Raw genomic sequence first — 25,860 nt, 5'->3', positions numbered from 1 at the left:
TTCAAAGGAAGCCCATCTCTATGCGTCTTGCCCCAGTCATCGCCGCCGTCGCGCCGTACTGGCGTGCCAGTCCTGGCGCCACGCCGGCATCCCTGGCTGCCATCGAACAGGCCATGGGCCTGCCGTTGCCGCCGGATTTACACGACTTCCTGTGCTGGTCCGATGGCGGCGCAGGGGATGTCGATGGGCAATCGCTGTCGCTGTGGCCCGCGCGCGAGCTGGTGGCGCTGAATGGCGCGTATCAACTGCAGCGCTACCTGGGCGGCCAGTGCCTGGGGATCGGTTCCGATGGCGGGCCGCTATGCCTGCTGCTCGATTATCGCGCGGGCGCGGCGCCGGCCCTGGCGTACGTCAACTTCGGCGACCTCGATCCGGCCGAGGTACGCGTCATCGCCCCCGCGTTCGGCGAGGGCATGGCCTTGCTGGCGGCCGGCTTGCGCCTCGATTAACGCTTTTTGGCCGCCGCCTGGCGCAAGGCCTTCGCTTCCTGCTTGTTGGGGATGTGCGGGCGCGTGGCCAGCACCGCCTTGACGGCATCGATGGCGGCGCCGAACTGCTGCTCGGCCTGCTCTGGGGTGGCGCCTGCATAATCCTGCTGGTTGGATTGCGCGGCACGCAGCCGGCGCAGCAGCGCCAGCAATTGCTTGCCGTGCAGGCTGGCCAAGTCTTGCGCCAATACCTGCTTGCTCAGCGCACCGTCCACGTGGTCGGGATCGAGCAGGCGCAGCAGGGCGAGGCCTGCCGGCTGGGCGACGGGTGTCAGTTTGGGTTTATCCACCGGCAGCCTTAGGGAGGAGTGAAGGATTACAGGTATTCCCAGATTTCATCGAAGGTTTCGCGCGCGAAATCGTTGCGCCAGGCTTCCGAGTTCTTTTCGCGGCTGACGGCAAACACGGCGCGCCACGCCTGTTTCGGCGAGCTCGTGTAGGTCGCGGCGATCTTTTGCAGGCCGGCCTTGCATTGCTCGACCTTGCAACCGCTCTTCGCCAGTTGCTGGGCGGCAGGCGCCCATGCCAGCGGTACCTTGACGATCTGGCATTCGAAGCTGACGGCGGCCGTCTGGATGCCGTTTTCCACCGTCACCGGGTCCGCCTTGGTGGCCTGGCAGGCGGCGCCCTTCTTGGCGGCGATGACGTTTGCCGCCAGCAATTCAGCGGCCGGCGTCACGGCCGCGCGCATGGTTGCGGGGAACAGGTCGGCGATCAGCTTGCCCGTTTCCGTTGGAAACTTGGCGTCCGCTTCCTTCATGTCGCTGTACGACGCGTATTCGGCGCTCTGGTGGCCGGCCAGGCGGGTGGGACGCAGGTAGGCGTTGAGCTTGGCGACGCTGGCTTCATCCAGGTTGATGATGGTCTTGATGTACAGGTCGGCCGCATCGAGCGGGGCCAGTTCCGCGGCGTCGGCGGCAATGGCGGGCTGGGCCAGCGCCACGGCGGCGGCAAAGCTTGCTGCCAGCAGGAAGGTGCGCGATGTTTGTTGTGTTTGATGCATGTATTTTCTCCACGATTCAATGTCAGACGCCAAAAGATGCCTTAAGGCAACTCTGGCGCCGCGCATTATATATGGTGAAAGTCATAACGTTGCGCACATTAGGCGCCTGTCTTGCTGGCTGCTTCGAGCAAGGCCTGCAGCAGCTCCCTGCGCCGGCCTTGCGCCTTGCGCGCCAGGGCCGCCAGTTTTTCCAGCTTGCCCCAGATGGGATACAGCATGTGCTCGACCAGATAGCCTTCCAGCCCTTGCAGTTGCTGGCAGAACAGCTCCAGTTTCTCCACCTCTTCCAGTTCCGCCTGGATTTTGACTTTGGCGTTATCCGTGCACGCGCGCAGGCAGGCCGCCAGCACGGGGATGGACTCCGTCGTCACGCCATGCCGTTCGGCGAAGGCGGCCGTGAACTGATCCTGCACGGACTGGTGCTCCTCGTCGACGTTGGCCATGTAGTGCTGCACCAGGGGGAAATGGCGTGCGTCGAGCAAGCCCAGGCCAAACGTGGCGTAACTGCCGGGCATGCAATTCTTTTCGCCTTCCGTGTCGGCATAGAACTCGTATTGCCCGATGGCGGCGCGCGCATACGCTTCCAGTTGCGGCTGCAGCGATGCATGGGCGAGGGCGTTGGCAAAGAAGCGGTGCGTGTCGGAGCGGGCCAGGCCTTTCAAGGGCAGATAGTCCTTGACCTTCGATTTGAGCTTGATCTGGTAGCTTTTCGGGAAACCGTTGTTCAGCAGGTGCGTGATGAACGCGAGCGCCTGCGCATACGCGTCCTCTTCTTCCTGGGCAATCGTGATGCTGATCGTGGCAAACACGTCGTTGGCGCGGCATTCCAGCAGCGCATTTTTCACGTGGATGTCGCCGTCGGGGAAGGTGCCGCTGCCTTCCTTGAGCATGCGCACGGCCCGTTCGCTGCCCAGTTCACGCGCGATTTCCAGGAATTTCAGGCCCGTCGATTTGGCGTAGCTCGGTTCGTGGCGCAAGATCATCACGGCCCCGTACAGCAGCAGGTCGATCGGCGCCAGCGCCTGGGCATCGGGCGCCGCGCCCGCTTTCAAGGTGTATTCCGTGCCGCTGTAGCTTGAGGTTTGCACGTCATAGAACTGCGGCAAGAACTGTTTTTCCGCCCAGGCCGACACGGCCTGGATGATGTCACTGCGATGTTCGGCCAGCGCTTGCGGCCGCGACTTGTTCAGTTGCTCGATGCGCTCGAATTGTGCGATGGTCCAGGCGATGTCGGGCTGCGGAAACAGCTGGGGATCGAGCAGGTGGCGCGCCAGGAAGAAGGTTTCCAGCTTTTTCGTCGGCCGGTTGCCGCGCTCGAGTTTTTGCTCGACGTAAGTGTGGATGCGCGCGAGCAGGGCGCTGCGCTTGCCTTCGTTGACATGATCGAGCAGATTCAGGTGCAGCGTGCCCTGTGCCGTCTGGAATTTGCCGCGAAAGCTGAAGCGGTAGTCGATCAGGGGCGTGTCGGCCAGCGTTGCCAGTTTCGCTTGCACCATGGCAACCAGCTGGGGCGCGATGCTGTCGCGCACGACGGCTTCATCGAGGCGCGATGGCGTCCTCTGCGTGAAATCCCCGGCATCGGCCAGATGGTAATCGTCGGCCGTGGTGCGGCCGGGTTTGTAGTCGAGCAAGAGATCGTTAAAGATACCCATTTGCAAGGTGGTCCGATTCACGGCGCTTTCCAGATCGGTGCGCTTCAGGCGCTCGACAAACCACGCCTCCACGGCCGCCATCATTTCTGCCGTTGCCTGTTCCTGCAGTGTACTCATCCTCTCATGCCTTTCGGTAGTTGCGTCCCGCGGGGCAGTATACGTGATGCTGCCTTTTCGCCATGGTTTCAACCGTGCCAGCCTGATTCTTCCTGCATGCTTATCTTCCGCATAATGTTGCATTGCAGTGTATTGGTATTTCCGCACAGATCGTCAAGTAAATGCAGGTATGGCTGGACGGAAATGTTACATCTGGGTATTCTGCGCATGATACTTATTTCTATACAGAAAAAGGTAAGAGGGCGGTTCGGGGCGGCGGCAACGCGGCGCGCGCCGCCACGCAAGGTCAGGCATGCAAAGGTGAAGTCGTCCGCCAGCTGAGCGAAACTGTCAGGTTTCGGCTCGCGGCGGGCAGGGAACAGTGCTGTCATCTTTAAAATAGTAGGAGAGGTTGCTCATGGATGCAGAAAAGGATGTTGTGTACGGTACAGAAGATTTGTTGATGAGTTTGTGCAACTCGGTGGTTCGGGTGCTCAACGTTGCAACGCAAAGCAAGGTCAATTATTCAGGCATGGTGCAGCGCATCACCAAGACGGGCCTGAAGCCGGATATCGGCTGTTTCGTGATGTTCGATGGCGGTTTCACGGGCCTGGTGGTACTTAATTTTGCCGCCGATACGGCGATGGAAATCTACGAGCGCTACATGTTGCACATGGGCATGCCGAAGTCGGAGCTGGCCAGCTTCTATACGTCGGACGAAGTGTCGAACATCATGGGCGAGCTGATGAACCAGATCGTGGGCGACTTCACGGGCAAGGTGCGGCGCGAGCTGCAAACGAATATCACCCAGAGCCAGCCGAAGATGCTGGTGCTGAACAAGCAGGTGATGCTCAGCGTCGACACGCCGCTGGACCGCCCGGAAATGCGCCGCGTCACTTTCTACACGGAAAAGAACAATATTTTCTATCTGGAACTGGCGATCGACCGTACCGAGTTCATCAAGTTGCATGATTTCGATTCCCGCGAAGTCGACGCCGACTCGCTGATGGATGGCGAATTCGCGAACCGCGAACGGGACGCCGCCCCGGCGCCTGCCGTGGAACCGGAAGACGACGACAACGCCGACCTGCTCAAGTCCCTGGGCATGTAAGCAGCGGTCGCTGACCAGGGCTGGCGGCAGGTTTGTCGCCAGCCCTGGTCGCATGCCGTCTACAGGATCTTGCTCATGAATACCCGGCTCGTCCCCTCGGGACTGCAGGCAATCTCGCCGAAGCGGCGCCAGCCGCGCCGCTCGTAAAACTCGGGCGCCTGGAAAGTGATGGTGTACAGCACCGCCGAGGCGCAGCCGCGCCGGCGTCCTTCCTCTTCGAACTGCGCCAGTATCTGGCTGCCCAGTCCCAGTCCCCGCAAGGTGGCGGGCAAATAAAACAAATCGAGAAACAGCAGGCCCAGCGAAGTCCGGCCCATGGCGCCGCCCAGCACGCGCTGGCTGTCGCGGTCGCGCACGACGACGCTCAATACCTGTCTGTCGCTATAGCCGGTGATGGCGTCGTTGTAGGCATTCAAGCCCTCGAGGATGGTTTGCTCGATCTCCGCGTCGATCGTGGCGCTCACGCAGATGGTGTACGGTAATTGGATGGGCGGGTGTGCAGGCATGCTCGAAAAGGGGATAATAGATAACTGTATGAATATACAGTATTCCGCCTGTTCGCGTCTATTTTATTGCGGCAACGTCAATGTTTCCATCCTTCGAATGCCGACCATGCCGCGTTGCTGGCTGTCATCGAGCGACCAGTACTCGAGCGCATACGCATAACTGCCGTCGATGATGGTCAGCGACTCCTTCTGGCGGCCGTTGGGCGCCTTGTAGTACAGGCGCCGCGCGGGCCTGCCATCGACCTGCTGCTTGAACGATTGCGGCGAAATATGGGCGCGCTTACCCGTCTTGCCGGCCATCGACATGGCCGTGATCGTCACATAGGCCCGATCCGGGCACCGCGCCAGCAGGTGCGCGCCGCTCAGGACGGTCGCTGGCGCTTGTTCCAGCGGGAAACCGAACGGCTGCATGCCGACGATATCGCCGCAGCCCATCTGCTGCGCCAGGGTGCTCAGCACGGCCGGATCGAGCGCGCTGCTAAGGTGTTTTTCAGCGGCCTGCGCCTGTCCCAGCGCCAGGCGGCGCTCCAGTTCGGCCAGCGAAATGTCGCTGGGCACGGGCAGCAGTGCCGGGGCGTCCGGATCGGCGGCGCTGGACGTTTCCGCCTGCATGCGCGCGGCAACGGAGTGGCTGCGCTCGGCGGCGGCGATCCCATCGTGGGCATGGGCGGATGGTGCGGCGCCGGCAAAGGCCATGGCCAGCGCCAGGGTCGTGTGTTTCAGCATGAAAACTCCTGCAATCGGATACAAGTGGCCCGCATTGTGTATCAGATTGCCTGCGCATGCGCGCTTCTTCTAGCGTGCGGCCATCGCCGATGCAATCTCGATCGAACTCAGCTTCCAGCCCCACACGCCATGACGCAGCAGGACCAGCGCGCCTTCCTGCGCATTGCCATCCTTTGCGCGCACGATGAAGGTGTTCAGGCCGGCATAGCCGGCTGAATAGTCGGCCTTCTTGCGCGCGCCGTCGGCGGGCGCATCCGGATTTGGCTCTGCTTGCGGGCTGACGGCGCTCTTGTTGACCAGCGCCACCACGCCGGCCGGCGAGACCATGGTATCGACCATCTTGCCCAGCATGGCGCTGGCGATCGACTGGCCCAGCGCGGCCAGCGGGTTGCCGCTGCCGGCGGTCGCCTCGATGCTGCGCGCCATGCTCGCTTCCAGCTGCGTCTTGACGCTGGCGCGCAGGGCGGGGAAGTCCACGTGTGCGGCCAGGGCGTCGGCGTTGCGCTCGGCCAGCGCGGTTTTGATCTGGTGCAAGGTGTAGTAGGGCGAAGCGTAGGCGGTGGCGGCGACGGCAATGACGGCCACGGCGGCGGCGATGGTGATTTTTTTCAAGTGATGCCTGTGAGGTAAAGGGTAGAAAACAATGCCACGCAGCGTAGCTGCTAAATGGGAATACGGCAATCATATTTTCTTGCCATTATTTCTGCGCCGTATGCCTGCGCATAGGCTCCGGCTGCGCTTGCCGGGCCACTATAGAGTGGAAGAGGGTGGGTGCTGTATAATGGGGGAAAAGTACTTAACTAGCTGTTTTAACTGAATAAAGACCTAATATCACATGCTTTCAACCGCAAATATTACGATGCAGTTTGGCGCCAAGCCATTGTTTGAGAATATCTCCGTCAAGTTCGGCGACGGCAACCGCTATGGTTTGATCGGCGCGAACGGCTGCGGCAAGTCGACGTTCATGAAGATCCTGGGCGGCGACCTGGACCCGTCGGGCGGCAACGTCATGCTCGATACCAACGAGCGCCTGGGCAAGCTGCGCCAGGACCAGTTTGCGTTTGAAGACATGCGCGTCCTCGACGTCGTCATGATGGGCCATACGGAAATGTGGGCCGCCATCCAGCAACGCGACGCGATCTACGCGAACCCGGAAGCGACGGACGACGACTACATGCAGGCCGCCGAGCTGGAAGGCAAAGTTTCCGAATACGACGGCTACACGGCCGAATCGCGCGCCGGCGAACTGCTGCTGGGCGCCGGTGTCGCCATTGATTTGCATCAAGGCCCGATGAGCAATGTCTCGCCAGGCTGGAAGCTGCGCGTGCTGCTGGCGCAGGCGCTGTTCTCGAACCCGGACATCCTGCTGCTCGACGAGCCGACGAATAACCTGGACATCAACACGATTCGCTGGCTGGAAGACGTGCTCAACGAGCGCAATTCCACCATGATCATCATTTCCCATGATCGCCACTTCCTGAACCAGGTGTGCACCCACGTGGCCGACATGGATTACGGCACGCTGAAGATTTATCCAGGCAACTACGACGAATACATGTTCGCCTCGACCCAGGCGCGCAACCAGCAGCTGGCCAACAACGCGAAAGCGAAAGACAAGGTTGCCGAGCTGCAGGAATTCGTGCGCCGCTTCGCCGCGAACAAATCGAAGGCCCGCCAGGCCACGTCGCGCGCCAAGCAGATCGAAAAGATCAAGGTCGACGATATCAAGCCATCGTCGCGCGCCTATCCGTTCGTGCGTTTCGACGGCGAAAAGAAATTGCACCGCCTGGCCGTGGAAGTCGAGAATATCTCGAAAGGCTTCGACCGCCAGCTGTTCAAGAATTTCAGCATCATGGTCGAGGCGGGTGAACGCATCGCCATCATCGGCGCCAACGGCGCTGGCAAGACCACCATGCTGCGCTGCATCGCGGGCGACATCGCCGGCTTGCAGCCGGACCAGGGCCGCGTGAAGTGGGCGGAAAACGCCAACGTGGGCTACATGCCGCAAGATCCGACGGAAGATTTCGCCAAGGACACGAACCTGACCGACTGGATCGGCCAGTGGACGAAAGAGGGCGACGACGACCAGGCCGTGCGCTCCATCCTGGGCCGTTTGCTGTTCGGCGGCGACGACGTGAAGAAGGCCGTCAAGGTACTGTCCGGCGGTGAAAAGGGCCGCATGATGTACGGCAAGCTGATGCTGGGCCGCCACAACGTGCTGATGCTCGATGAGCCGACCAACCACATGGACATGGAATCGATCGAATCCCTGAACATCGCGCTGGAAAAATACGCTGGCACCCTGATCTTCGTGTCGCATGACCGCGAATTCGTCTCTTCGCTGGCCAACCGCATCATCGAGATCAAGGAAGATGAAGTGGTCGATTACCGCGGCAACTACGAAGACTATCTGAAGAGCCAGGGTATTGACTAAACTCTGAGGCAAGATGCCGGATGGCGCGCCAGTCGCCCATCCGGCAGCACCACACCGACGCGCCGCGGTCCTTTCGTTCCGGCGCACCTGCTTTATTGCAATCGTGCCGGTCTATCCCGTTTTTGTTTGACACAGCCATGCAAACTTTAGCCATCAAATCCGTCGAGTACGAACATCCACAAGACGGAGCCAGCTGCACTGCCCACGCCTGGGCACGCACGCCAGCGACGCCTTCCCCGGCCGAAAAAGCCGAACTGATCACGCGCATTAAGCGCTTGCTGATCGAGCGCGAAGCCGTGCTCGTTGCCCACTACTACGTTGATGCTGACCTGCAAGACCTGGCGGAAGCCACGGGCGGCTGCGTCTCCGATTCCCTGGAAATGGCCCGCTTCGGGCGCGACCATCCGGCCAAGACCCTCGTCGTGGCCGGCGTGCGCTTCATGGGCGAAACGGCCAAGATCCTCAGTCCCGAAAAAACGGTCTTGATGCCCGACCTTGACGCGACCTGTTCGCTCGACCTGGGCTGCCCGGTGGACGAATTCACGGCCTTTTGCGACGCCCATCCGGACCGCACGGTCGTCGTCTACGCCAACACCAGCGCCGCAGTCAAGGCGCGCGCGGACTGGATGGTGACGTCGTCCATCGGCCTCGACATCGTTGCCCATTTGCATGCGCAGGGCAAGAAAATCCTGTGGGCGCCAGACAAGCACCTGGGCTCGTATATCCAGAAGGAAACGGGCGCCGACATGCTGCTGTGGCAGGGCAGTTGCCTTGTGCACGACGAATTCAAGGGCATCGAACTCGATTTGCTCAAGGAAGAGTATCCGCAAGCCAAGGTGCTCGTGCATCCGGAGTCGCCCGCCAACGTGGTGGCGCTGGCCGACATGGTCGGTTCCACGTCGCAAATGATTGCGGCAGCGCAAACCATGGATACGGACACGTTCATTGTCGCCACCGACAACGGCATCCTGCACAAGATGCGCGCGGCCGCGCCGGGCAAGCGTTTCATCGAAGCGCCCACGGCCGGCAACAGCGCCACCTGCAAGAGCTGTGCGCACTGCCCGTGGATGGCCATGAACGGCTTGCTGAACCTGGCTGAAACACTGGAAAACATGCATAACGAAATCCACGTCGATCCCGCCGTCAGCCAGCTGGCCGTGCGTTCGATCAACCGCATGCTCGACTTCGCCGCCGCCAAGAAGGCGGGCCTAAAGCCGGGCGCGGACCTGGCAAAAGAAACTAAATTGTTCCAAGGAATCGGTCCAGCATGAGTACCCTCGTTAATTCTTTCGCTCCCTTCGATCCCGCCCTGGCGCGCGCATTCGAAGGCAATTTGCTGGCCGCCTTGCTGGAAGACGTGGGCCAGTGCGACCTGACGGGCGAACTGGTGCCGCCAGACCACATCGTCACGGCCCGTGTCATCGTGCGCGAAGCAGCCGTGCTGTGCGGCGCGCCGTGGTTCGAAGGCATCATGAAAAGCCTGGACCGCAGCATCGACATCGTTTGGCATTACGCGGAAGGCGACATGATGACGGCCGACAGCGTCGTCTGCACGATCGAAGCGCCGGCGCGCGCCTTGCTCACGGCCGAGCGCAGCGCCCTCAATTTCCTGCAACTGCTGTCGGCGGTCGCCACGGCCACGCGCCAGTATGTCGATGTGGTCGCCGGCACGAAAGCGTCCATCCTGGACACGCGCAAGACCCTACCGGGCCTGCGCCTGGCGCAAAAGTATGCGGTGCGCGTGGGCGGCGGCAAGAACCAGCGCCTGGCCCTGTATGACGGCATCCTGATCAAGGAAAACCATATCGCGGCCGCGGGCGGCGTCAGCCAGGCCCTGGAAAACGCGCGCAACCTCGACGCGGGCGTGCCGGTGCAAATCGAGGTGGAAACCCTGGCGCAATTGCAGGAAGCGCTGGATGCGGGCGCCGTTTCCGTGCTGCTCGATAACTTCAGCAACGACATGATGCGCGACGCCGTGGCCTTGACGCATGGCCGCGCCTTGCTGGAAGCGTCCGGCGGCATCAATTTCGACACCGTGCGCGCGATTGCCGAAACGGGCGTGGACCGCATCTCGATCGGCAGCCTGACCAAGGACGTGCGGGCCACCGATTACTCCTTGCGCATCGTCGGCTGATGAGCGGAGCAGGGCGGCGCCTGCTGGCCTTGGCGCTGCTGTGGCCGGCACTCGCCGCGCCGCTGCAGGCGCGCGAGCTGCTGGCCGTGGGCGCGCAGTTCGAGCGCGTCTTCGAGTACCAGGACAGCGGCGAGTATGGCGGCCTGGGCGCGGAACTGCTGCGCCTGATGGCGGCACGCACGGGCAATACCGTGCGTTTTCGCATGGTGCCGTGGGCGCGCGCGCAAGCCATGCTGGTACAGGGCCAGGCCGATATCTTGATCGGGCCCTACAAGACGCCCGAGCGTATCGCCAGCATGGCGTTTTCCGACAAGCCGTTCTACCAGGACCAGATGGTTTTCTATACGCGCCAAGATGCCAGCTTCGGCTGGGATGGCGATTACGCGGTGCTGAAGAGCCGCCGGGTGGTGCTGCTCAACGGCTGGGCCTATGGCGCGGACTGGGAGCGCGTGCGGCCCGGCTTGCAGGTCAGCGTGGCGAATAACGTGGAAAACGGCTTGAAGATGCTGGTGCACAATCACGTCGACGTGTTCGTCAGCAACCGCCGCAATACCGACCCCGTGATCGCCCGCCTCGGCTATGGGCGCCAGGTGAAACCCTTGCCCAAAGTCATAGAAGTGCAGAACGGCTATTTTGCCTTTCCCCGCTCGCCCGCCTTCGACAAGCTGCGCCTGCAGTTCGACCAGGAATTGAATAGCCTGATCGAGACAGGCGAACTGAAAAAGCTGGGCAAGCGCTACGACGTCGGCATACCCTGACGGGGCGCAAGCCCTGTCTGCGCTGCGCTTGACGCGGCTCAAGCGCCCGGCACGGTCCGCTTATACCCTGATGGCAGGCAGCGCAACTCTGCCGATCACGCAGAAGGGGAACGCCATGAAAACGCATACCACCAGGCAGATTGTTTGCGCCTGTCTCGCCGCCGCGCTGGCTACCGTGCTGTTTGCCTGCGGCGGCGGCCACCACCATCACAAGCCGCCAGCCCTGAACGCATATGCGGCGACCAGCCTCGTGTCCGATACGGCCGCGCTGCCGGCCGCGCACACGGACCCCAACCTCGTCAATGCCTGGGGCGTGGCGTTCAATCCGCGCGGCTTCGTCTGGGTGGCGGCGAATGGCACGGCGAAGTCGACCTTGTACGATGGCAACGGCGTGCCGCAAGCGCTGGTGGTCAGCACGCCGGCAGGGCCGACGGGCATCGTCTTCAACGGCACGCAGGATTTCAAGCTGAGCCAGAATGGCGTGACGGCGCCCAGCCCCTTCATCTTCGCCAGCGAAAGCGGCAGCATCTCGGCCTGGTCGCCCACGGTCAGTCCCGTCACGGCCCTGGTCGTGTATGACGGCAGCGCCGGCGGCAGCGTCTACAAGGGCCTGGCGATTGCCGCCCGTGCGGGCGCCAACTACCTGTATGCGGCCGATTTCCATAACGGGCGCGTCGATGTCTTCGATGCCAGTTTCGCCAGGGCCAGCTGGCCTGGCGCGTTCAGCGATCCCGGCTTGCCGGCTGGCTATGCGCCGTTCGGCATCCAGGCCATCGGCGAGCGCATCTATGTCGCCTATGCCATGCGCGAAGCCAGCGGCGACGATGAACAGGCGGGCGCGGGCCTGGGCATCGTCAATGTGTACGACACCGGCGGCACGCTGATCAAGCGGCTGGTGAGCGGCGGGGCCTTGAATGCACCGTGGGGCATGGCGCTGGCGCCGGCGGACTTCGGCTATGCCGGCAATATGCTGTTGATCGGGAATTTTGGCGATGGCAGGATCAACGCCTATGACAGCGTCACGGGCAAGGCTGGCGGGCCGCTGCTCAAGCCTGACGGCACGCCGCTGGTGATCGATGGCTTGTGGGGCATCGCCTTCGGCAATGGCCTCAACAGCCAGCCCGTCAATACCCTGTTCTATGCGGCAGGGCCGGCTGACGAAGCGCACGGACAATATGGGCGCATCGACGTGAAGTAGCGTGGCACGGGCAGGCGCGCTGTGCCCAGTGCGCCTGCAACCGGCCGGCAAGGGCCTACAGCTGGCGTGCCTCGAAGGTGTTGCACTGGGAAATCTGGCCGCTCTCGATGCCCTTGCTGAACCAGCGCACGCGCTGCTCCGAGGTGCCGTGCGTAAACGAGTCCGGCACGACATGGCCTTGCGACTGGCGCTGCAGCGCATCGTCGCCGATGGCCGTGGCCGCTTTCAGGGCCGCTTCCACGTCGCCCTGTTCCAGGATATTGCGGTCGGCGTTCGCGTGATACGCCCACACGCCGGCAAAGCAGTCGGCCTGCAATTCCAGGCGCACGGACATGGCGTTGGCCTGGCGCTCCGATTGCGTGCGGCGGGCATTGTCGACCTTCTCGGACAAGCCCATCAGGTTTTGCACGTGGTGGCCCACCTCATGCGCGATCACGTAGGCCTCGGCAAATTCGCCCGAGACCTTGAAGCGTTGCTGCATCAGGTTGAAGAAATCGAGGTCCAGGTAGACTTTCTGGTCGCCAGGGCAATAGAAGGGGCCGCTGGCGCTCTGGCCCGTGCCGCAAGCCGTCGGCGTGCTGCCGGAAAACAGCACCAGCTTGGGTTTCACATAGCTGCCGCCTTCCGCCTTGAACAGGGCGCCCCACGTGTCTTCCGTATCGGCCAGCACGGTTTTCACGAAGCGTGCCATCTCGTCCGATTCGGGTGGCTGGCGCGCGGGCGACTGGCTTTGCTGGGTGCTGATCTGGCCGCCACCGCCGCTGAGCAGGTTGAGCAAGGTCAAGGGATTGACGCCCAGCACATATGAGCCGACGAGGGCGATGACGATGGTGCCGATGCCGATCGAGCGCCCGCCAAAACCAAAGCCGCCCCCGCCGCCGCCCCCACCGCCGTCTTCGCCACGGCGATCTTCCACATTGTCGCTTTCGCGATTGCCTTCCCATTTCATGATATCTACTCCTGCTGCGATTTGCGATTGATTGGTGACGCCGCAAGATGCGTCTGGCGACGAATCTTATGACGAGTCTTACAATTATCGCAGCAAACCGCGCCGCGACAGGAGCGACAGTGTTACGCTTTGCAACTTTCCACCCACATCACAACAGGTACACGCATGGCGCTTGCCAACGATACACGCATTTCTCCCGTCGCGGTGGTCCAGGCCCAACTGGACGCCTACAACGCGCACGATGTGCCGGCCTTGCTGGCCATCTATGCTGATGACGCACAGCAATTCCAGCATCCCGATACCTTGCTGGCCAAGGGCAGCGGGCAAATCGGCCCCCGTTTCACGGCCCGCTTCGCCGCCAGCAAACCGCACGCGCAGTTACTCAACCGCATCGCCTGCGGCAAGCTGGTGATCGACCATGAAATCGTCCATGGCGACACGGACGATGGCGTGTCGGCGCAGGAACTGGTGGCGACGTATGAAGTGGAGCAGGGACGCATCAGCCGCGCCTGGTTCAGCTTTGGCGCTTTGAGCAGCTTGCGCGTGGCGCTGCCGGCCGATGTGCCTGCCATGAACGCGCTGATTGCCCGTTCCGGCGTGGCGCTGAGCGCGGGGTTTTATACGCCGGAACAGGCCGAGTCCGTGACGCGCCACGTGTTCGGCGTCGATACGCAGCTCGTGGCCGACCAGACGTATTTCGTCATCGAACGGGAGGGCGCCATGCTGGCTTGCGGCGGCTGGAGCCGGCGCGCCACCCTGTATGGCGCCGACCGCGCCAAGAGCGGCCCGGACCCGCTGCTCGATCCGGTCAGCCAGCCGGGCCGCATCCGCGCCTTCTTTGTGGAGCCTGGCGCCGCGCGCCAGGGCCTGGGCAGCATGCTGATGCGCCATTGCGAACGCCAGGCGCTGGCCGCCGGTTTTACTGCCCTGGAACTGGCCGCCACCTTGCCTGGCGTGCCGCTGTACCTGGCCAGCGGCTTTGCCGTGACGGAAGAGTTTTACCTGGACTTGCCCGATGGCGTCAAACTGCCGCTGGCGCGCATGCACAAGCGGCTGTAATGTTTTACCAGGGCAACGGTGCTTGCTCTCCATTCGCGTGCTCGCCGTAATACAGCGAGGGCAAAAAGCGCGACAGGTAGGTAAATTCGCTGTAGCAATGGCGCAGCAAGTTCAGACCCAGCACGTCGGGCACGTCGCGCACGGGGTTCAGGCTATTGCGGCCTAGCAAGAAGCGGCTGCGCAGCACGCAGCCCGTGGGGGTGTCGCGCGTTAGGTGCAGCATTTCGCCATCGAGCGGGTCGCCCTGCGGGTCGAGCACCACGTGGTCGCCGAAGCCGATGCGCGCGCAGATGGCGGCCGACAGGGCGCCGCTGTCCCTGGCCTGTTGCAGTTGCGCCGTATCAAATACATCCTTCGGATCATGGAACTTCAGCTTGGCTTTCACGGGTGGAATGTCGCCCAGCGATTCCACTGCCTCGATCGAGGCGCCGTAGTAACTTTCTCCCTTTTTCCACGCGCTGTTCCAGCCATGATGGGCCACGTGATCGTGCGGGTGCCACCATTTGATGTGCTGCGTCGTCTCGAAAAACGTAAACCACCAGTCCAGCATGCGCCCGCTGCAGCCGTGCAGTTCCGTGCGCGCCGCCACCAGCAGGCAACCGTTTTCCAGGCGCGTGACGCCCGTTTCCAGGTGCAGGGGGAATGGGTCGAGCAAGTCGCCCGTGCTGGTAATGCTCCATGGGAATTCAATATGCTGCGTCATGTCGTTCTCCTTTGTTGGGGTGAGCCAATTATATATTAAAGAAACGTTTAGCGTTTCCTAAATATGTTTCAGTGTAAAATTGCTCATCGATCAAGCTTGGAGCTGGCATGCAGGAAGAAGAGAGCAAGGCCTTGCGCGGACGGGGCCGTCCGGCGCGGCCTCCCGAGGAAGCGCGCGAGGCGGCCGTGCAGGCGGCTACCTGGCTGCTGCTGAACGAAGGCTATGCGGCAACGACCATGGAAGCGGTGGCGCGCCATGCGGGCATGGCAAAGAAATCGCTGTATCAATACGCGGCCAACCGCGAGGAACTGGTCGCCCTGGTGGTGCGCGGCTGGACGGATGCTTTCCTGCCGGCCATGGCGCACGATGCGGCCAGGCCTGGTGAGGTGTTGCCGCTGTTAAAAGAGATCTTGCAGGCGATGGCGGGGCGCGTGCTGACGGCGGACGCCGTCGGACTGTTCCGCCTGCTGTGCACGGAGTTTCCCGCCCGCGCGGATCTACTTGCCGTGTATCAGCGCAACGGCATCGAGCGGGGCACGGCCCTGCTGGCCGACTGGCTGCAGCGCCAGGCCGCGCGCGGCCATCTGGCGTTGCAGGATGGGCGGGAGGTGGCCGGCTTGCTGCTGGCCATGGTGATTGCCGAGCCCCTGCGGCAGATGGCGCTGGGCTTGCTGGCGCCCGCGCCGGCCTGGGATGCCGCGCCGCGCATCGATGCCGCGCTGCGCCTGCTGGGCGGCTCGGCCTTCAGCGTGGCTGGTGCTTCAGCGCTTCGCGGTAGCTGAGCGCCGACAGTTGCTGGCGGTGCGCGTCGGCAAATGCCGTCACGGCCTCTGGCGCGTGGCGCGCGTAGTCGCGCAAGGCCCAGCCGATGGCCTTGCGGATGAAAAACTCGTCTTCGTGGGCCAGCGCCAGCGCCGCGCCGAACAGCCAGGCGGCATCCGTGTCGGCCCGCCAGCCCAGCTGGTGCAGCATGGCGATGCGGCGCAGCCAGAAGTCCTCATGGCGCAAGGCGCCCTCCATGTGCGCATGGCCGTCGCCGCCGCGCTGCCGTTCCGCCTGCAGCACCTCGCCGACGATGCCCGCCATGCCGTCGACGCTGTCCCACCACGCGCGCTGGCGCGCCAGTGCCAGCAGGGCGGGGAGGTGTTCGATGCCCAGCTGGCGCCGGTGCAGGGCCAGCATGTCGAGCGCCACGTGCTGGTATTCGCGCTCCGGCTGTTGCCACAGCAGTTGCGCATGTTCCAGCAGGGCATCGGCACCGATGCCCTGCAAGCCCGCCAGCAAGCCCCTGGCGGCCAGCCGCCGCTGCGGCGCTGCCACGCCCAGGAAAACGAACTGGTCGCGCATATAGGCTTGCATGGGCCCCGCGCGGCCCGGTTCGGCAACCGCTTCCAGCGCCGCCTTCAGTTCTGCATGTAAATCCATCGCATCTCGCTTTTTTCAGGCGTAAAAAAAGCGCCCCGAAGAGCGCTCTTGTCCAGCCATCCAAACGGCTGATAGAAGCGTAGCGAGCGGCAGCAATTTGTGGCCGAGACGCGCAACCGTACGAAGGTACGGTGAGCATCGCAGGCCGCAAAGCGCGACGCGCAGTAGCTTATATCAGGCGTTTTTATTGGATTTTTGCCTTCTTCATCAGTTCGTCGCGGTAGGCGGCGAGTTTCTTCTGTTGCAGCGACTCGGCCACCTGGCCCTTGACTTCTTCCAGTGCCGGCAACTTCGTCGGACGGGTTTCTTCCAGCTTGATCACGTGGAAACCGAATTGCGATTGCACTGGCGTTTGCGTGACCTGGCCTGGTTTCAGGGCGACCATGGCGTCGGAGAATGGCTTCACGTACGAAGCTGGGCTAGCCCAGTCCAGGTCGCCGCCATTGGCTGCGGAACCGTCTTTCGATACTTTCGCCAGTTCTTCGAACTTGGCGCCGCCTTTCAGCTTGGCGATGATGTCTTTCGCTTCCGCTTCGGTGGCTACCAGGATGTGGCGTGCATGGTATTCCTTGTCGCCCGCTTGTGCCTTGAACTTGTCGTATTCGGCCTTGATTTCAGCGTCCTTGACAGGGTTTTTCTTCACGTAGTCGGCCAGCAGGGCGTTGATGATGATGCTTTGACGGGCATTGTCGATCTGCGACTTAACTTCCGGACGGGTGCCGTAGCCTTGCTTGTCGGCTTCCTGGATCAGCACTTCACGGCCGATCAGGTCTTTCTTGATGGCTTCGCGCAATTGCGGCGAATCGGCTTGTTTGCCTTGGGCGACGACTTGCTTGACGACCTGGTCGACGCGCGACGAAGGGATGGCCTTGCCGTTCACGGTGGCCACGTTTTGCGCGAACGCAGGGATCGCTACAACGGCGACCAGGGCTAAGATCAGGCGGGCTGGCTTCAAAATCATGTTCATTCCTAATAAGTATACAAAAACCGATACAAAAGATCGCGACTGCCGTGCAGTACGCATTCAGGCGCAGAATACACGACCGGCGCCGAAAAGGGCGCCGGGGAGGTCAGTTCTTACTGAACTTTCGCTTTTTTGATCATTTCTTCCTGATACGCTTGCAGTTTCTTTTGCTGCAGCGCTTCGGCGATCTGTGGCTTGACTTCTTCCAGGGTCGGCAGTTTTGCCGCGCGGGTGTCGTCCAGCTTGATCACGTGGAAACCGTTAGGCGTTTGCACCGGGGTGTCGGTGACCTGGCCTTTTTGCAGTTTCACGAAGGCGTCGGAGAAGACTTTCGGGAAGGACGATGGTGCTGCCCAGTCCAGGTCGCCGCCGTTGTCGGCCGAACCGGCATCTTTCGATTGCTTGGCCAGGTCTTCGAACTTGGCGCCGCCTTTCAGCTTGGCGATGATGTCTTTCGCTTCCGCTTCGGTGGCTACCAGGATGTGGCGTACGTGGTATTCCTTGTCGCCGGTCTGGGCCACGAAACGGTCGTATTCCGCCTTGATTTCAGCGTCGTTGACGGGGTTCTTTTTCAGGTAATCGCCGACCAGGGCGTTGATGACGATGGCCTGGCGCGCGTTCTCGATTTGCTGCTTGACTGCTGCATCTTTACCGAAACCTTTGTTTTCCGCTTCTTGCATCAGCACTTCACGGCCGATCAAGTCCTTCTTGATCATTTCGCGCAATTGCGGCGAATCCGGTTGCTGGCCTTGGGCGACGACTTGCTTGACGACTGCATCAACGCGCGACGATGGGATAGGCTTGCCATTAACAACGGCAACATTTTGCGCAAAAACAGGTACCGCGACAACGGCGAGTAGTGCGATCAGCAAGCGGGCTGGCTTAAAAGTCATTATTAAATCCTGTTAGGGAAAGTTTCGTAAAAAACGCATGGAAAGAAATCCAGGCATGGCGCCAGAAGCAAGGGCATACCCAAGTGATCCGGGTACGCCAAAAACGCCATCCTTATGCTACCTCGGACGGCGCCAATGCCACAATCGCCAATGCATGTATCTCATTATGCATCATATCGTGCACGGAATCATACACCAGTCGATGGCGCATGACGAGCCTGAGCCCCTCAAATTGACTAGAAATAATGCGTAGATTGTAATGGCCGCCGCCCGAGGCGGCGCCCGCATGGCCCCGGTGGCGCGCCGAGTCGTCTTCCAGCACGCATTCCAGAGGGGAAAGTGCCGTTTCCAGGCGGGTACGAATGCGCTGCATGCGCGTTTCCGGTGCGGTATTCTCGGTGGTGGTGTGCATCATGCATCTTCCTTGATATGTTTGGCCAGGAACAGGGTTTGCGCCACGATGAAGGCAAAGAAAATGCCCGTCGCGCCAAACGCCTTGAAGCTGACCCAGGCAGCCATGTCGCCCTTGTACAGCACGAAGGCGACGAACAGGTTCAGTGCGCCGATGGCGCCAAAGAAAATGATCCATGCGGCCAGCAGCTGGTTCCAGACGGCATCCGGCAATTGCACTTGCGCTTCCATGGTCTTGCGGATCAGGTTTTTCTTGAAACCCACGTAGGCGATCAAGAGGGCCAGGCCGGACAGCCAGTAGATCAGGGTCGGCTTCCATTTCAGGAAGAAGTCGTCATGCAGGTAAATGCTGGCGCCGCCGAACACGACAAAGATGAACAGCGACAGCCACAGCATGCCGTCCACCTTGCGCCCGCGCAGCAGCAGATAGCTGACCTGGCAAGCCGTGGCAACGATGCCGACGAGGGTGGCAAGTATCCACGGCGCCTGGTCGGCCTTGATCAGGCCGCCGGACACGAAGCCGGACAAATATTGCTGCACGAAATCGTGCGTGGCCGCTTCATACATGCCGCCCAGTTTGAAGGCGGTGAAGAAGGCGATCAGGGGGAAGAGGTCGAATAGAAATTTCATGGCGAGACTTTACACTGGTCTTATTGGAATCATCTTAGGAATGGCTTAGGAGCAAGGCCCAAGCCATTGCCAGCATCACGGCTGCGGATCGAAGCGCAGGGAAGCCGAATTGATGCAATAGCGCAAGCCGGTCGGCGGCGGGCCGTCCGGGAACACGTGGCCCAGGTGGGCGTCGCAGACGGCGCAGACGATTTCCGTGCGCACCATGCCGTGGCTGCGGTCGACGATTTCCGTGACATTCGCCGGGTCGAGCGCCTGGAAATAGCTGGGCCAGCCGCAGCCGGAGTCGAATTTCGTGTCGGAGGCAAATAGTGGCGTGTTGCAGCAGACGCAGGTGTAGACGCCGTGTTCATGGTGGTCCCAGAACTTGCCCGTGAAGGCCCGTTCCGTGGCCGCGTGGCGCGTGACTTCGTATTGCATCGAGTCGAGCATGGCGCGCCATTCGGCGTCGGTTTTCTTGACTTTATTCGTGGTCATAAGGACTCCTTAGGATGAGCAACTGACTTCAAGGTGGCTGGCCCAGTCGGGCGGCAGGGCCGCATAGTGCTGGTGTTCGGGCTGTTCGTCAAATGGCTTTTGCAAAACTTCCAGCAATTTCGCCACTTCCGTGTAATCGTGCTGCTGGGCTTTCTCGATGGCCACTTGCGCCAGGTAGTTGCGCAGCACGTATTTCGGGTTGACCTGGTTCATGGCGGCTTGCCGTTCGGCATCGACGCTGTGCTCCTGCAGCAGGCGCGCGCGGTATTGTGCCGCCCACGCATCGAAGGCGGGGCGGTCGATGAACAGGTCGCGCAGCATCGTGTCGTGTTCGGGAGCGGCCACTTGCAAGGTCGCCAGCGCGCGGAAGAAGTTGGTGAAATCCACGTGGTTGGCTTGCATCAGCGCAAACATGCTGTCGAACAGGGCCGTGTCGTCGTCCTGTGCCGCGCGCAAACCCAGCTTGGCGCGCAGCAAGGCATTCATCTTGTCCGCAAACGCGGGTTGGTAGCCGTCCAGCGCCGCCTGCGCCAGTTCCACTTCGCCGATCAGCGGCAGCAGGGCCTGGCCCAGCGCATAGCAGTTCCAGTGGCCCACCTGCGGCTGGTTGGCGTAGGAATAGCGGCCCTGCTGGTCCGTATGGTTGCAGATGTGCTCGGCGTCAAACGCTTCCATGAAGCCGAAGGGGCCGTAATCGAGCGTCAAGCCCAGGATGGACATATTGTCCGTGTTCATCACGCCATGCATGAAGCCCACGGCTTGCCAGTGAGCAATCATGTGCGCCGTGCGCACGCACACTTCGGCCAGCAAGGCTTGATATGGATTTGATGCGGCGCGCAAATGGGGATAAAAACCGTCGATGACGTAATCGGCAAGGATTTTCAGCTCGTCCGGCTTCTTGCGGTAAAACCAGTGTTCGAACGAGCCGAAGCGCACGAAAGTGGGCGCCATGCGCGTCACGACGGCGGCCGTTTCCACCGTTTCGCGCATGATGCCTTGCTGCGAACCCATGATGGACAGCGCGCGCGAGGTAGGAATGCCCAGCGCCGCCATGGCTTCCGAGCACAGGAATTCGCGGATGGACGAGCGCAGCACGGCGCGCCCGTCGCCCATGCGCGAATACGGCGTGGCGCCAGCGCCTTTCAGCTGCAGCTCCATCGGGCCGTGTTCGGTGGCGATATCGCCCAGCAAGATGGCGCGGCCGTCGCCCAGCTGGCCGGCCCAGACGCCGAACTGGTGGCCCGAATACACGGCCGACAGGGGAATCGAGCGCTCGGCAACCGTGTTGCCGCTCAGCAGCTCCACGTAATCGGGCCCGGCCAGGCGCGTGGCATCGAGGCCGACCAGGCTGGCGGCCGGCGCGCTGGCGGCCACAAAATACGGGGCGGGCAGGGGCGTGGGCATCAAGCGCGTATAGAACGCGGGCGGCAAGGCCGCAAAGGCGTTATCCAGTGGTAAGGTATGAGCGGTGATGGCAATTCCAGTCAGATAAGAGGGACCGGCAAGGTGCGCCAGCCTGGAAGGCGATTTTACCGCACGGCGCCAAGCTGCGTGGCGGGCGCGGAAATGGGGGCCAATGCGGCAAAAAACGGAATCGAAAATTCCATGCTGCAATGCAATATCGAAATGCGTTGACGATTTCCGCACGACCGTACGAAACTAAGGAAAATCTTTAAATTCCAACAATAACCGAGTATCCAACCCAGGAGACACGATGTCGGCATTTCCCTTGAGTCCAGTGATGGGCCAGATGATGAATCAGCCCCTGCTGATTTCCAGCATTATCGAGTTTGCAGCGCGTCATTATGGAGGCAGCGAAATCATTTCGCGGCGGGTGGAGGGCGATATGCACCGCTACACCTACCGCGATTGCCACCAACGCGCGCGCCGCCTGGCGAACGCCTTGCATGGCCTCGGCGTCGGCATGGGCGACCGGGTCGCCACCCTGGCCTGGAATGGCTACCGCCACCTGGAAGCCTATTATGCCGTGTCGGGATCGGGCGCCGTGTTGCACACCATCAATCCGCGCCTGTTCCCCGACCAGATCGCCTACATCTCGAACCATGCCGAAGACCAGGTCTTGCTGTTCGATTTGACCTTCTTGCCCGTGGTGGAGAAAATCGCCGCCGACTGCACGTTTGTCCGTCACTTCGTGCTGATGTGCGACCGCGACCGCATGCCCGCCAGCAGCACGATTCCCGACCTGCTGTGCTATGAAGATTTGATCGCCACGCATTCCGACGATTACGCCTGGCCCCTGTTCGACGAAAATGCAGCGGCCACCCTGTGCTACACGTCGGGCACGACGGGCAACCCCAAGGGCGCCCTGTATTCGCACCGCTCGACCGTGCTGCACGCGTACGCGTCGGCCATGCCCAGCGCCCTGAATGTGCGCGCCTCGGACACCGTGCTGCCCGTCGTGCCCATGTTCCATGTGAATGCGTGGGGCTTGCCGTATTCCGTGCCCCTGTCCGGCGCGCGCATGGTGTTTCCCGGCGCGGCGCTCGATGGCAAGTCGCTGTATGAACTGTTCGAGGCGGAAAAGGTGACGTTCTCGGCCGGCGTGCCCACCGTCTGGCTGGGCTTGCTCAATCACGCCTTGCAGAATAACTTGCAGTTTTCCACCTTCCGCCGCACGGTGATCGGGGGCGCCGCGTGCCCGCCCGCCATGATGGATACCCTGATCGACAAGTTCGACATCGAGGTCATCCACGCCTGGGGCATGACGGAAATGTCGCCGCTGGGCACGGCCGGCGGCTTGCAGACTAAGCACATGGACTTGCCGAAGGAGGAACAGCGCAAGATCCTGCAAAAGCAGGGCCATGCGATTTATGGCGTGGACATGAAGATCGTCGACGACGATGGCAAGGAATTGCCGTGGGATGGCGTGGCCTACGGGCATTTGCTGGTGAAAGGGCCGTGGATCATTTCCTCGTACTACAAGAACGAGGGCGGCGAGGTGCTGCAGGATGGCTGGTTCCCCACGGGCGACGTGGCCACCATCGACGGGGACGGCTACATGCAGATCACGGACCGCAGCAAGGACGTGATCAAGTCGGGCGGCGAGTGGATCGGCACCATCGACCTGGAAAACCTGGCCATGGCGCACCCGGCCGTGCTGCAGGCGGCCTGCATCGGCGTGTTCCACCCGAAATGGGATGAACGGCCCGTGCTCGTGGTGGTGCTGCGTCCCGGCATGACGGTCACGCGCGATGCGTTACTGCAATTTTTCGAAGGCAAGATCGCCAAGTGGTGGACGCCCGATGACGTGCTGTTCATCGACGCCTTGCCCATGGGCGCCACGGGCAAGATCCAGAAAAACAAGCTGCGCGAGCAGTTCAAGGGGCACAAGTTGCCGGGCATGTAAAGCAGCCTAGGCCGCCTGCGGCAGCGCCGACCCCAGCTTTTCCAGCAAATGATCGCACTGGAAGACGGACAGGGTCTGGCGCTGCGCATCCGTGCCGATATCGATCATTTCATCCATTTCGCTGCGCAAGTCGTCATGCTCTCCCGTGCGGATGATTTGCGGTGCCGCAAAGCGCTGGCTGTCGGATATCGTCATGATGTTATCGACATGGTCGACGAGAAAACCGTAGCGCTCGTCACCCCGTTCCACGATCAGGATCTTGCCCGCGCTGGCGTCCGGCAAGGCCGGCATCGCGTACAGCTGGCGCAAGTCGATGATGCTGATCATTTGCTGGCGTAAATTCAGCATGCCGCGCATGCAGGCCGGCATGCCCGGCGGGGTGGTGATGGCGCCGCTGAAATCGATGATTTCGCGCACTTGCCCGATTTCCACGGCGAAGCGGGTTTCCACCGTAAACGTGATGTAGACGCGGCGTTGCGCCTTGCGCGTGGCGGCGGTGGCCGTTTCCGGGTCGCTGGGGTACAGGCGCGCGTGGCCGTCGCGCATTTCGACGATCTCCGCCTGCGACAGGATTTCCTTGTGGTCCAGGAAAATGATGTCGCCCAGGCCTTCTTTCGTGATGCAGCCGGCAAACATGGCGGCGCGCGCCTTGCTCAGCAGGGGAATCGGCAGCACTTCGTCGCCAAAGAAATGCACGATGCTGTCGACGGAGTCGACGAGGAAGCCCACGGTCGTGTCCTCCAGGCGCACGACGATGATGCGCTGGTCGCCGGTGGCTACCTTGCCGGGCTCGCCCGCCTGCAACAGGGCGCCGAAATCGACGACGGCCACCTGGCTGCCGCGAAAATGCATGCGTCCCAGGCACAGTTCGCTGTTCAGCAGGGAACTGTGCAGTTCCGGCACCCGGATGATTTCCTGGATGGCCAGCATTTCGAAGGCAAACGTGGCGCCCGCCGCATGGAAGCTGACGCACTGCCGGCGTTCGCTTTGCGCATGGTAGCGGGACGTGCTGAGCCTGGCGCCCGTCGCCTGCAGGGCCAGCACATGGGGCACGTTTTCGATGCGCAGCAGGGAGTGCGGGTCGAGTACCTGCAGCAGGCGCGCGCCGCCGTCCTGCAGGATCGTGCCGGCGATGACGGCGTGGCTGTCGCCGGCCGCATAGTGCAGGGCGCTGCGGGCGCTGGCGGGCACGCGCAGGATTTCGCCCGTATCCTGGAAGACGATGCCGATCAGCACCTGCTGGAAGTCGAGGATGGCGATCTTGTCCGTGGCCACGGCGCGCGGCGCGTCGGCGCGGAACAAGCGGCCCAGGTTGACCACCGGAATGACGCTGCCGCGCAAGGTGAACATGCCTTCCAGGTAGGCGGGCGACAGGGGCAGGGCGGTGACTTTGGCGGGGTAATTGACGACCTCGCGGATGCAGCTGGCAGGCAGGGCGAATTCATCGTCGCCCAGGTGGAAGGAACCGAACAGTTCGGTGGCCGTGTCGCTGGCCCCCTGCGCTTGCAAGCCCGTTGCTTCATGCATATCCATATGCGCCTTCCTTGCGTGGAATCAATTCGGGTTGCGCCACCACATCGGTGACGGCATAGCTGTGCCGGGCGCAATCGATCAGCAACTGACGCCCGTGGCGGCCGCCCAGCGCGCAAAAACTGACGTGCAAGCCGCACTGGTCCAGGTATTTTTGCGCCGCTTCCGCGTTTTGCCTGCCCACTTGCAAGCGCCCGTTGCGCGGGCCAAACATGCTGGCGCCGCCCGCCAGCACTACTTCGATATCGGCGTAATCGGCCTGGCGCACGCCCATCAGGCGCAGCAGCGAGGGCACGGCCTGGCTCACATAGCGTGCATTCTGGGCGCCAGGGGCGCCGCCGGTACCGGGCGCTTCCGGCAGCAGGCAGTGGGCCAGGCCGCAGCACGGGCCATTTTTCCAGATGAAGCCGATGCCGATGCAGGAACCGAGCAAGGCTTGCAGCTGCTCGCCCTGTGTGCCCACGCTGAGTTGCCCCATGCCAACATGTTGCAGCGGCAAGTTATGCTCGATGATGATGCTCATGCGGTACCCGCCTTATAAATCATGGGAAACTCGAATTGATAGCCGGTGCCGAGGCGGGCGATGGTTTCCGACTCGCCCAGGATCAGCCGGCCCTCGTCCTTCAGGCTCAGGCGCGCCTGGCGCAGCACGGTCTCCTGGTGCTCGGCGTCGAAATAAATGAGCACATTGCGCAGGAAGACCAGGTCGAAGCGCTGGGCCGGGCGCAGCGCTTCCAGCAGATTATGCTGGGCAAAGCTGACGTGCTGCCGCAATTCCTCGTTGACCTTGACGCCGTACGGCGCGGGCGTGAAATATTTGCGCAGCAAGTCAGGATGCGACAGGCGGATGCGCTCGACGGAGCGGCCGCTGTACTGGCCGGCCCGCGCCGCGCCCAGGATCTGCTGCGAAATGTCGCTGGCCAGGATCTGGTAGCGGAAGGCCGGCGCCTGCAGCTTGAATTGCTCGCACAGCATGGCGATCGAATACAGTTCCTCGCCGCTGGCGGCGGCCGCCGACCAGATGGCGAGGCAGCCGCCCGGATGCGCGCGGGCCCAGGCGGGCAGGTAGCGGTCGCGGAAGTAATCCCAGATGGACGGCGTGCGGAAGAACAAGGTGTCGTTGGTGGTCACCAGGTCGATGAAATGGGCCACCTCGTCGCGGTCGCTGGCCACGCGGTCCAGGTAAGCCTGGTAGCTGTGCAGGGACAGCGCCTGCAGCCGTGGCTGCAAGCGCCGTTCCAGCAAGACGCTCTTGCGCGCCGTCATGGCGATGCCCGTATGCTGGCGCACCAGCGCGATCAGGGTCGTCAGCACCTCGGGCGTCAAGGTGGCCGCGTGGCTCATGG

Annotated in this window: 28 protein-coding genes; 10 read left to right on the top strand and 18 right to left on the bottom strand. The window is 62.2% G+C overall.

The features are described 5' to 3' along the window. The first annotated feature begins 20 nt into the window (after positions 1-20). Entirely contained in the window at positions 21-449 is a 429-nt protein-coding gene (locus VPH40_RS03655) for an SMI1/KNR4 family protein (RefSeq protein WP_289914669.1), read from the top strand. Here VPH40_RS03655 and VPH40_RS03650 read toward each other — a convergent pair. The 3 genes from VPH40_RS03650 to VPH40_RS03640 all read right to left on the bottom strand — a co-directional run bounded on the left by VPH40_RS03650 (position 446) and on the right by VPH40_RS03640 (position 3,260). Then, a complete protein-coding gene (locus VPH40_RS03650; RefSeq protein WP_328572688.1) occupies positions 446-778 on the bottom strand; it encodes a hypothetical protein in 333 nt (110 codons plus the stop codon). The genes VPH40_RS03655 and VPH40_RS03650 overlap by 4 nt on opposite strands. Positions 779-804: 26 nt before the next feature. After that, complete coding sequence (locus tag VPH40_RS03645; protein WP_328572687.1) at positions 805-1,491, bottom strand: hypothetical protein; 687 nt, start codon at positions 1,489-1,491, stop codon at positions 805-807. A gap of 98 nt (positions 1,492-1,589) precedes the next feature. Then, positions 1,590-3,260: a DUF6138 family protein gene (locus tag VPH40_RS03640; protein WP_328572686.1), complete on the bottom strand. Its 1,671-nt coding sequence runs from the start codon at positions 3,258-3,260 to the stop codon at positions 1,590-1,592. Between the two features lie 397 nt (positions 3,261-3,657). Here VPH40_RS03640 and VPH40_RS03635 point away from each other — a divergent pair, with 397 nt between their 5' ends. Further along, positions 3,658-4,350 (top strand): DUF3334 family protein, encoded by a 693-nt coding sequence (locus VPH40_RS03635; protein WP_289897809.1) that lies wholly within the window; start codon positions 3,658-3,660, stop codon positions 4,348-4,350. A 59-nt stretch (positions 4,351-4,409) separates the two neighbouring features. On the opposite strand, the gene VPH40_RS03630 is transcribed toward VPH40_RS03635, so the two are convergent. The 3 genes from VPH40_RS03630 to VPH40_RS03620 all read right to left on the bottom strand — a co-directional run bounded on the left by VPH40_RS03630 (position 4,410) and on the right by VPH40_RS03620 (position 6,194). Further along, positions 4,410-4,856, bottom strand: a complete 447-nt coding sequence (locus VPH40_RS03630; RefSeq protein ID WP_442906598.1) for a GNAT family N-acetyltransferase — start codon at positions 4,854-4,856, stop codon at positions 4,410-4,412. A 63-nt stretch (positions 4,857-4,919) separates the two neighbouring features. Beyond that, positions 4,920-5,582 carry a hypothetical protein gene (locus VPH40_RS03625; RefSeq protein WP_328572684.1) on the bottom strand — a complete coding sequence of 221 codons (663 nt, stop codon included), beginning with the start codon at positions 5,580-5,582 and terminating at the stop codon, positions 4,920-4,922. Between the two features lie 69 nt (positions 5,583-5,651). Then, entirely contained in the window at positions 5,652-6,194 is a 543-nt protein-coding gene (locus tag VPH40_RS03620; RefSeq protein ID WP_328572683.1) for a DUF2939 domain-containing protein, read from the bottom strand. A 223-nt stretch (positions 6,195-6,417) separates the two neighbouring features. Here VPH40_RS03620 and VPH40_RS03615 point away from each other — a divergent pair, with 223 nt between their 5' ends. The 5 genes from VPH40_RS03615 to VPH40_RS03595 all read left to right on the top strand — a co-directional run bounded on the left by VPH40_RS03615 (position 6,418) and on the right by VPH40_RS03595 (position 12,106). Continuing rightward, complete coding sequence (locus VPH40_RS03615; protein ID WP_034756044.1) at positions 6,418-8,016, top strand: ABC-F family ATPase; 1,599 nt, start codon at positions 6,418-6,420, stop codon at positions 8,014-8,016. Between the two features lie 137 nt (positions 8,017-8,153). Continuing rightward, entirely contained in the window at positions 8,154-9,287 is a 1,134-nt protein-coding gene (gene nadA / locus VPH40_RS03610; RefSeq protein WP_328572682.1) for a quinolinate synthase NadA, read from the top strand. After that, complete coding sequence (gene nadC / locus VPH40_RS03605; RefSeq protein ID WP_289897813.1) at positions 9,284-10,150, top strand: carboxylating nicotinate-nucleotide diphosphorylase; 867 nt, start codon at positions 9,284-9,286, stop codon at positions 10,148-10,150. The genes nadA and nadC overlap by 4 nt, the downstream gene beginning before the upstream one ends. Then, positions 10,150-10,908, top strand: coding sequence for a substrate-binding periplasmic protein (locus tag VPH40_RS03600; protein WP_328572681.1), 759 nt, complete (start codon positions 10,150-10,152; stop codon positions 10,906-10,908). The genes nadC and VPH40_RS03600 overlap by 1 nt, the downstream gene beginning before the upstream one ends. A gap of 115 nt (positions 10,909-11,023) precedes the next feature. Next, on the top strand, positions 11,024-12,106 hold the full coding sequence (locus tag VPH40_RS03595) for a TIGR03118 family protein (RefSeq protein ID WP_328572680.1): 1,083 nt from the start codon (positions 11,024-11,026) through the stop codon (positions 12,104-12,106). A 55-nt stretch (positions 12,107-12,161) separates the two neighbouring features. Here the strand turns inward: VPH40_RS03595 and ypfJ are convergent, their stop codons facing one another. After that, on the bottom strand, positions 12,162-13,055 hold the full coding sequence (gene ypfJ / locus VPH40_RS03590; protein ID WP_328572679.1) for a KPN_02809 family neutral zinc metallopeptidase: 894 nt from the start codon (positions 13,053-13,055) through the stop codon (positions 12,162-12,164). A gap of 165 nt (positions 13,056-13,220) precedes the next feature. Between ypfJ and VPH40_RS03585 the strand changes: the two genes are divergently transcribed. Further along, on the top strand, positions 13,221-14,114 hold the full coding sequence (locus tag VPH40_RS03585; RefSeq protein ID WP_328572678.1) for a GNAT family N-acetyltransferase: 894 nt from the start codon (positions 13,221-13,223) through the stop codon (positions 14,112-14,114). 4 nt (positions 14,115-14,118) lie between these two features. Here the strand turns inward: VPH40_RS03585 and VPH40_RS03580 are convergent, their stop codons facing one another. After that, positions 14,119-14,817, bottom strand: coding sequence for a DAPG hydrolase family protein (locus VPH40_RS03580; protein WP_180278785.1), 699 nt, complete (start codon positions 14,815-14,817; stop codon positions 14,119-14,121). 107 nt (positions 14,818-14,924) lie between these two features. Between VPH40_RS03580 and VPH40_RS03575 the strand changes: the two genes are divergently transcribed. Next, the gene (locus VPH40_RS03575; RefSeq protein WP_099667878.1) at positions 14,925-15,599 is read left to right on the top strand and encodes a TetR/AcrR family transcriptional regulator; all 675 of its coding nucleotides are present in this window, start codon (positions 14,925-14,927) and stop codon (positions 15,597-15,599) included. Here VPH40_RS03575 and VPH40_RS03570 read toward each other — a convergent pair. From VPH40_RS03570 to VPH40_RS03540, 7 genes are all read right to left on the bottom strand, one after another. Beyond that, positions 15,562-16,242: a DNA alkylation repair protein gene (locus VPH40_RS03570; protein WP_328572677.1), complete on the bottom strand. Its 681-nt coding sequence runs from the start codon at positions 16,240-16,242 to the stop codon at positions 15,562-15,564. The two genes, VPH40_RS03575 and VPH40_RS03570, sit on opposite strands and share 38 nt — an antisense overlap. Before the next feature lie 184 nt (positions 16,243-16,426). After that, the gene (locus VPH40_RS03565; protein ID WP_034756072.1) at positions 16,427-17,203 is read right to left on the bottom strand and encodes a peptidylprolyl isomerase; all 777 of its coding nucleotides are present in this window, start codon (positions 17,201-17,203) and stop codon (positions 16,427-16,429) included. A gap of 116 nt (positions 17,204-17,319) precedes the next feature. Continuing rightward, entirely contained in the window at positions 17,320-18,099 is a 780-nt protein-coding gene (locus VPH40_RS03560; RefSeq protein WP_077404793.1) for a peptidylprolyl isomerase, read from the bottom strand. Between the two features lie 112 nt (positions 18,100-18,211). Beyond that, positions 18,212-18,514: a BolA family protein gene (locus VPH40_RS03555; protein WP_257219016.1), complete on the bottom strand. Its 303-nt coding sequence runs from the start codon at positions 18,512-18,514 to the stop codon at positions 18,212-18,214. Continuing rightward, complete coding sequence (locus tag VPH40_RS03550) at positions 18,511-19,140, bottom strand: septation protein A (protein WP_230503023.1); 630 nt, start codon at positions 19,138-19,140, stop codon at positions 18,511-18,513. The genes VPH40_RS03555 and VPH40_RS03550 overlap by 4 nt, the downstream gene beginning before the upstream one ends. A gap of 75 nt (positions 19,141-19,215) precedes the next feature. Then, a complete protein-coding gene (gene msrB, locus VPH40_RS03545; RefSeq protein ID WP_034756083.1) occupies positions 19,216-19,617 on the bottom strand; it encodes a peptide-methionine (R)-S-oxide reductase MsrB in 402 nt (133 codons plus the stop codon). A 9-nt stretch (positions 19,618-19,626) separates the two neighbouring features. Beyond that, on the bottom strand, positions 19,627-21,105 hold the full coding sequence (locus VPH40_RS03540; protein ID WP_442906631.1) for a protein adenylyltransferase SelO: 1,479 nt from the start codon (positions 21,103-21,105) through the stop codon (positions 19,627-19,629). A gap of 226 nt (positions 21,106-21,331) precedes the next feature. Here VPH40_RS03540 and VPH40_RS03535 point away from each other — a divergent pair, with 226 nt between their 5' ends. Beyond that, positions 21,332-22,984 carry a 3-(methylthio)propionyl-CoA ligase gene (locus VPH40_RS03535; protein WP_328572676.1) on the top strand — a complete coding sequence of 551 codons (1,653 nt, stop codon included), beginning with the start codon at positions 21,332-21,334 and terminating at the stop codon, positions 22,982-22,984. Positions 22,985-22,990: 6 nt separating this feature from the next. Here VPH40_RS03535 and VPH40_RS03530 read toward each other — a convergent pair whose 3' ends face one another. From VPH40_RS03530 to VPH40_RS03520, 3 genes are read right to left on the bottom strand one after another with little or no spacing between them, the layout of a single operon-like run. After that, positions 22,991-24,517 (bottom strand): chemotaxis protein CheW, encoded by a 1,527-nt coding sequence (locus VPH40_RS03530; RefSeq protein ID WP_328572675.1) that lies wholly within the window; start codon positions 24,515-24,517, stop codon positions 22,991-22,993. Beyond that, positions 24,504-25,037 (bottom strand): chemotaxis protein CheD, encoded by a 534-nt coding sequence (locus VPH40_RS03525; RefSeq protein ID WP_328572674.1) that lies wholly within the window; start codon positions 25,035-25,037, stop codon positions 24,504-24,506. The genes VPH40_RS03530 and VPH40_RS03525 overlap by 14 nt, the downstream gene beginning before the upstream one ends. Continuing rightward, positions 25,034-25,858, bottom strand: a complete 825-nt coding sequence (locus VPH40_RS03520; protein WP_099667882.1) for a CheR family methyltransferase — start codon at positions 25,856-25,858, stop codon at positions 25,034-25,036. The genes VPH40_RS03525 and VPH40_RS03520 overlap by 4 nt, the downstream gene beginning before the upstream one ends. Between the last annotated feature and the right edge of the window lie 2 nt (positions 25,859-25,860).

The organism is Janthinobacterium sp. P210005, from assembly GCF_036231865.1.
In the GTDB taxonomy this organism is placed as follows: Bacteria; Pseudomonadota; Gammaproteobacteria; order Burkholderiales; family Burkholderiaceae_D; genus Janthinobacterium; species Janthinobacterium kumbetense.
Note: the sequence above shows the minus strand (reverse complement) of the source record. Positions and strands in the feature narration are given on the sequence as shown.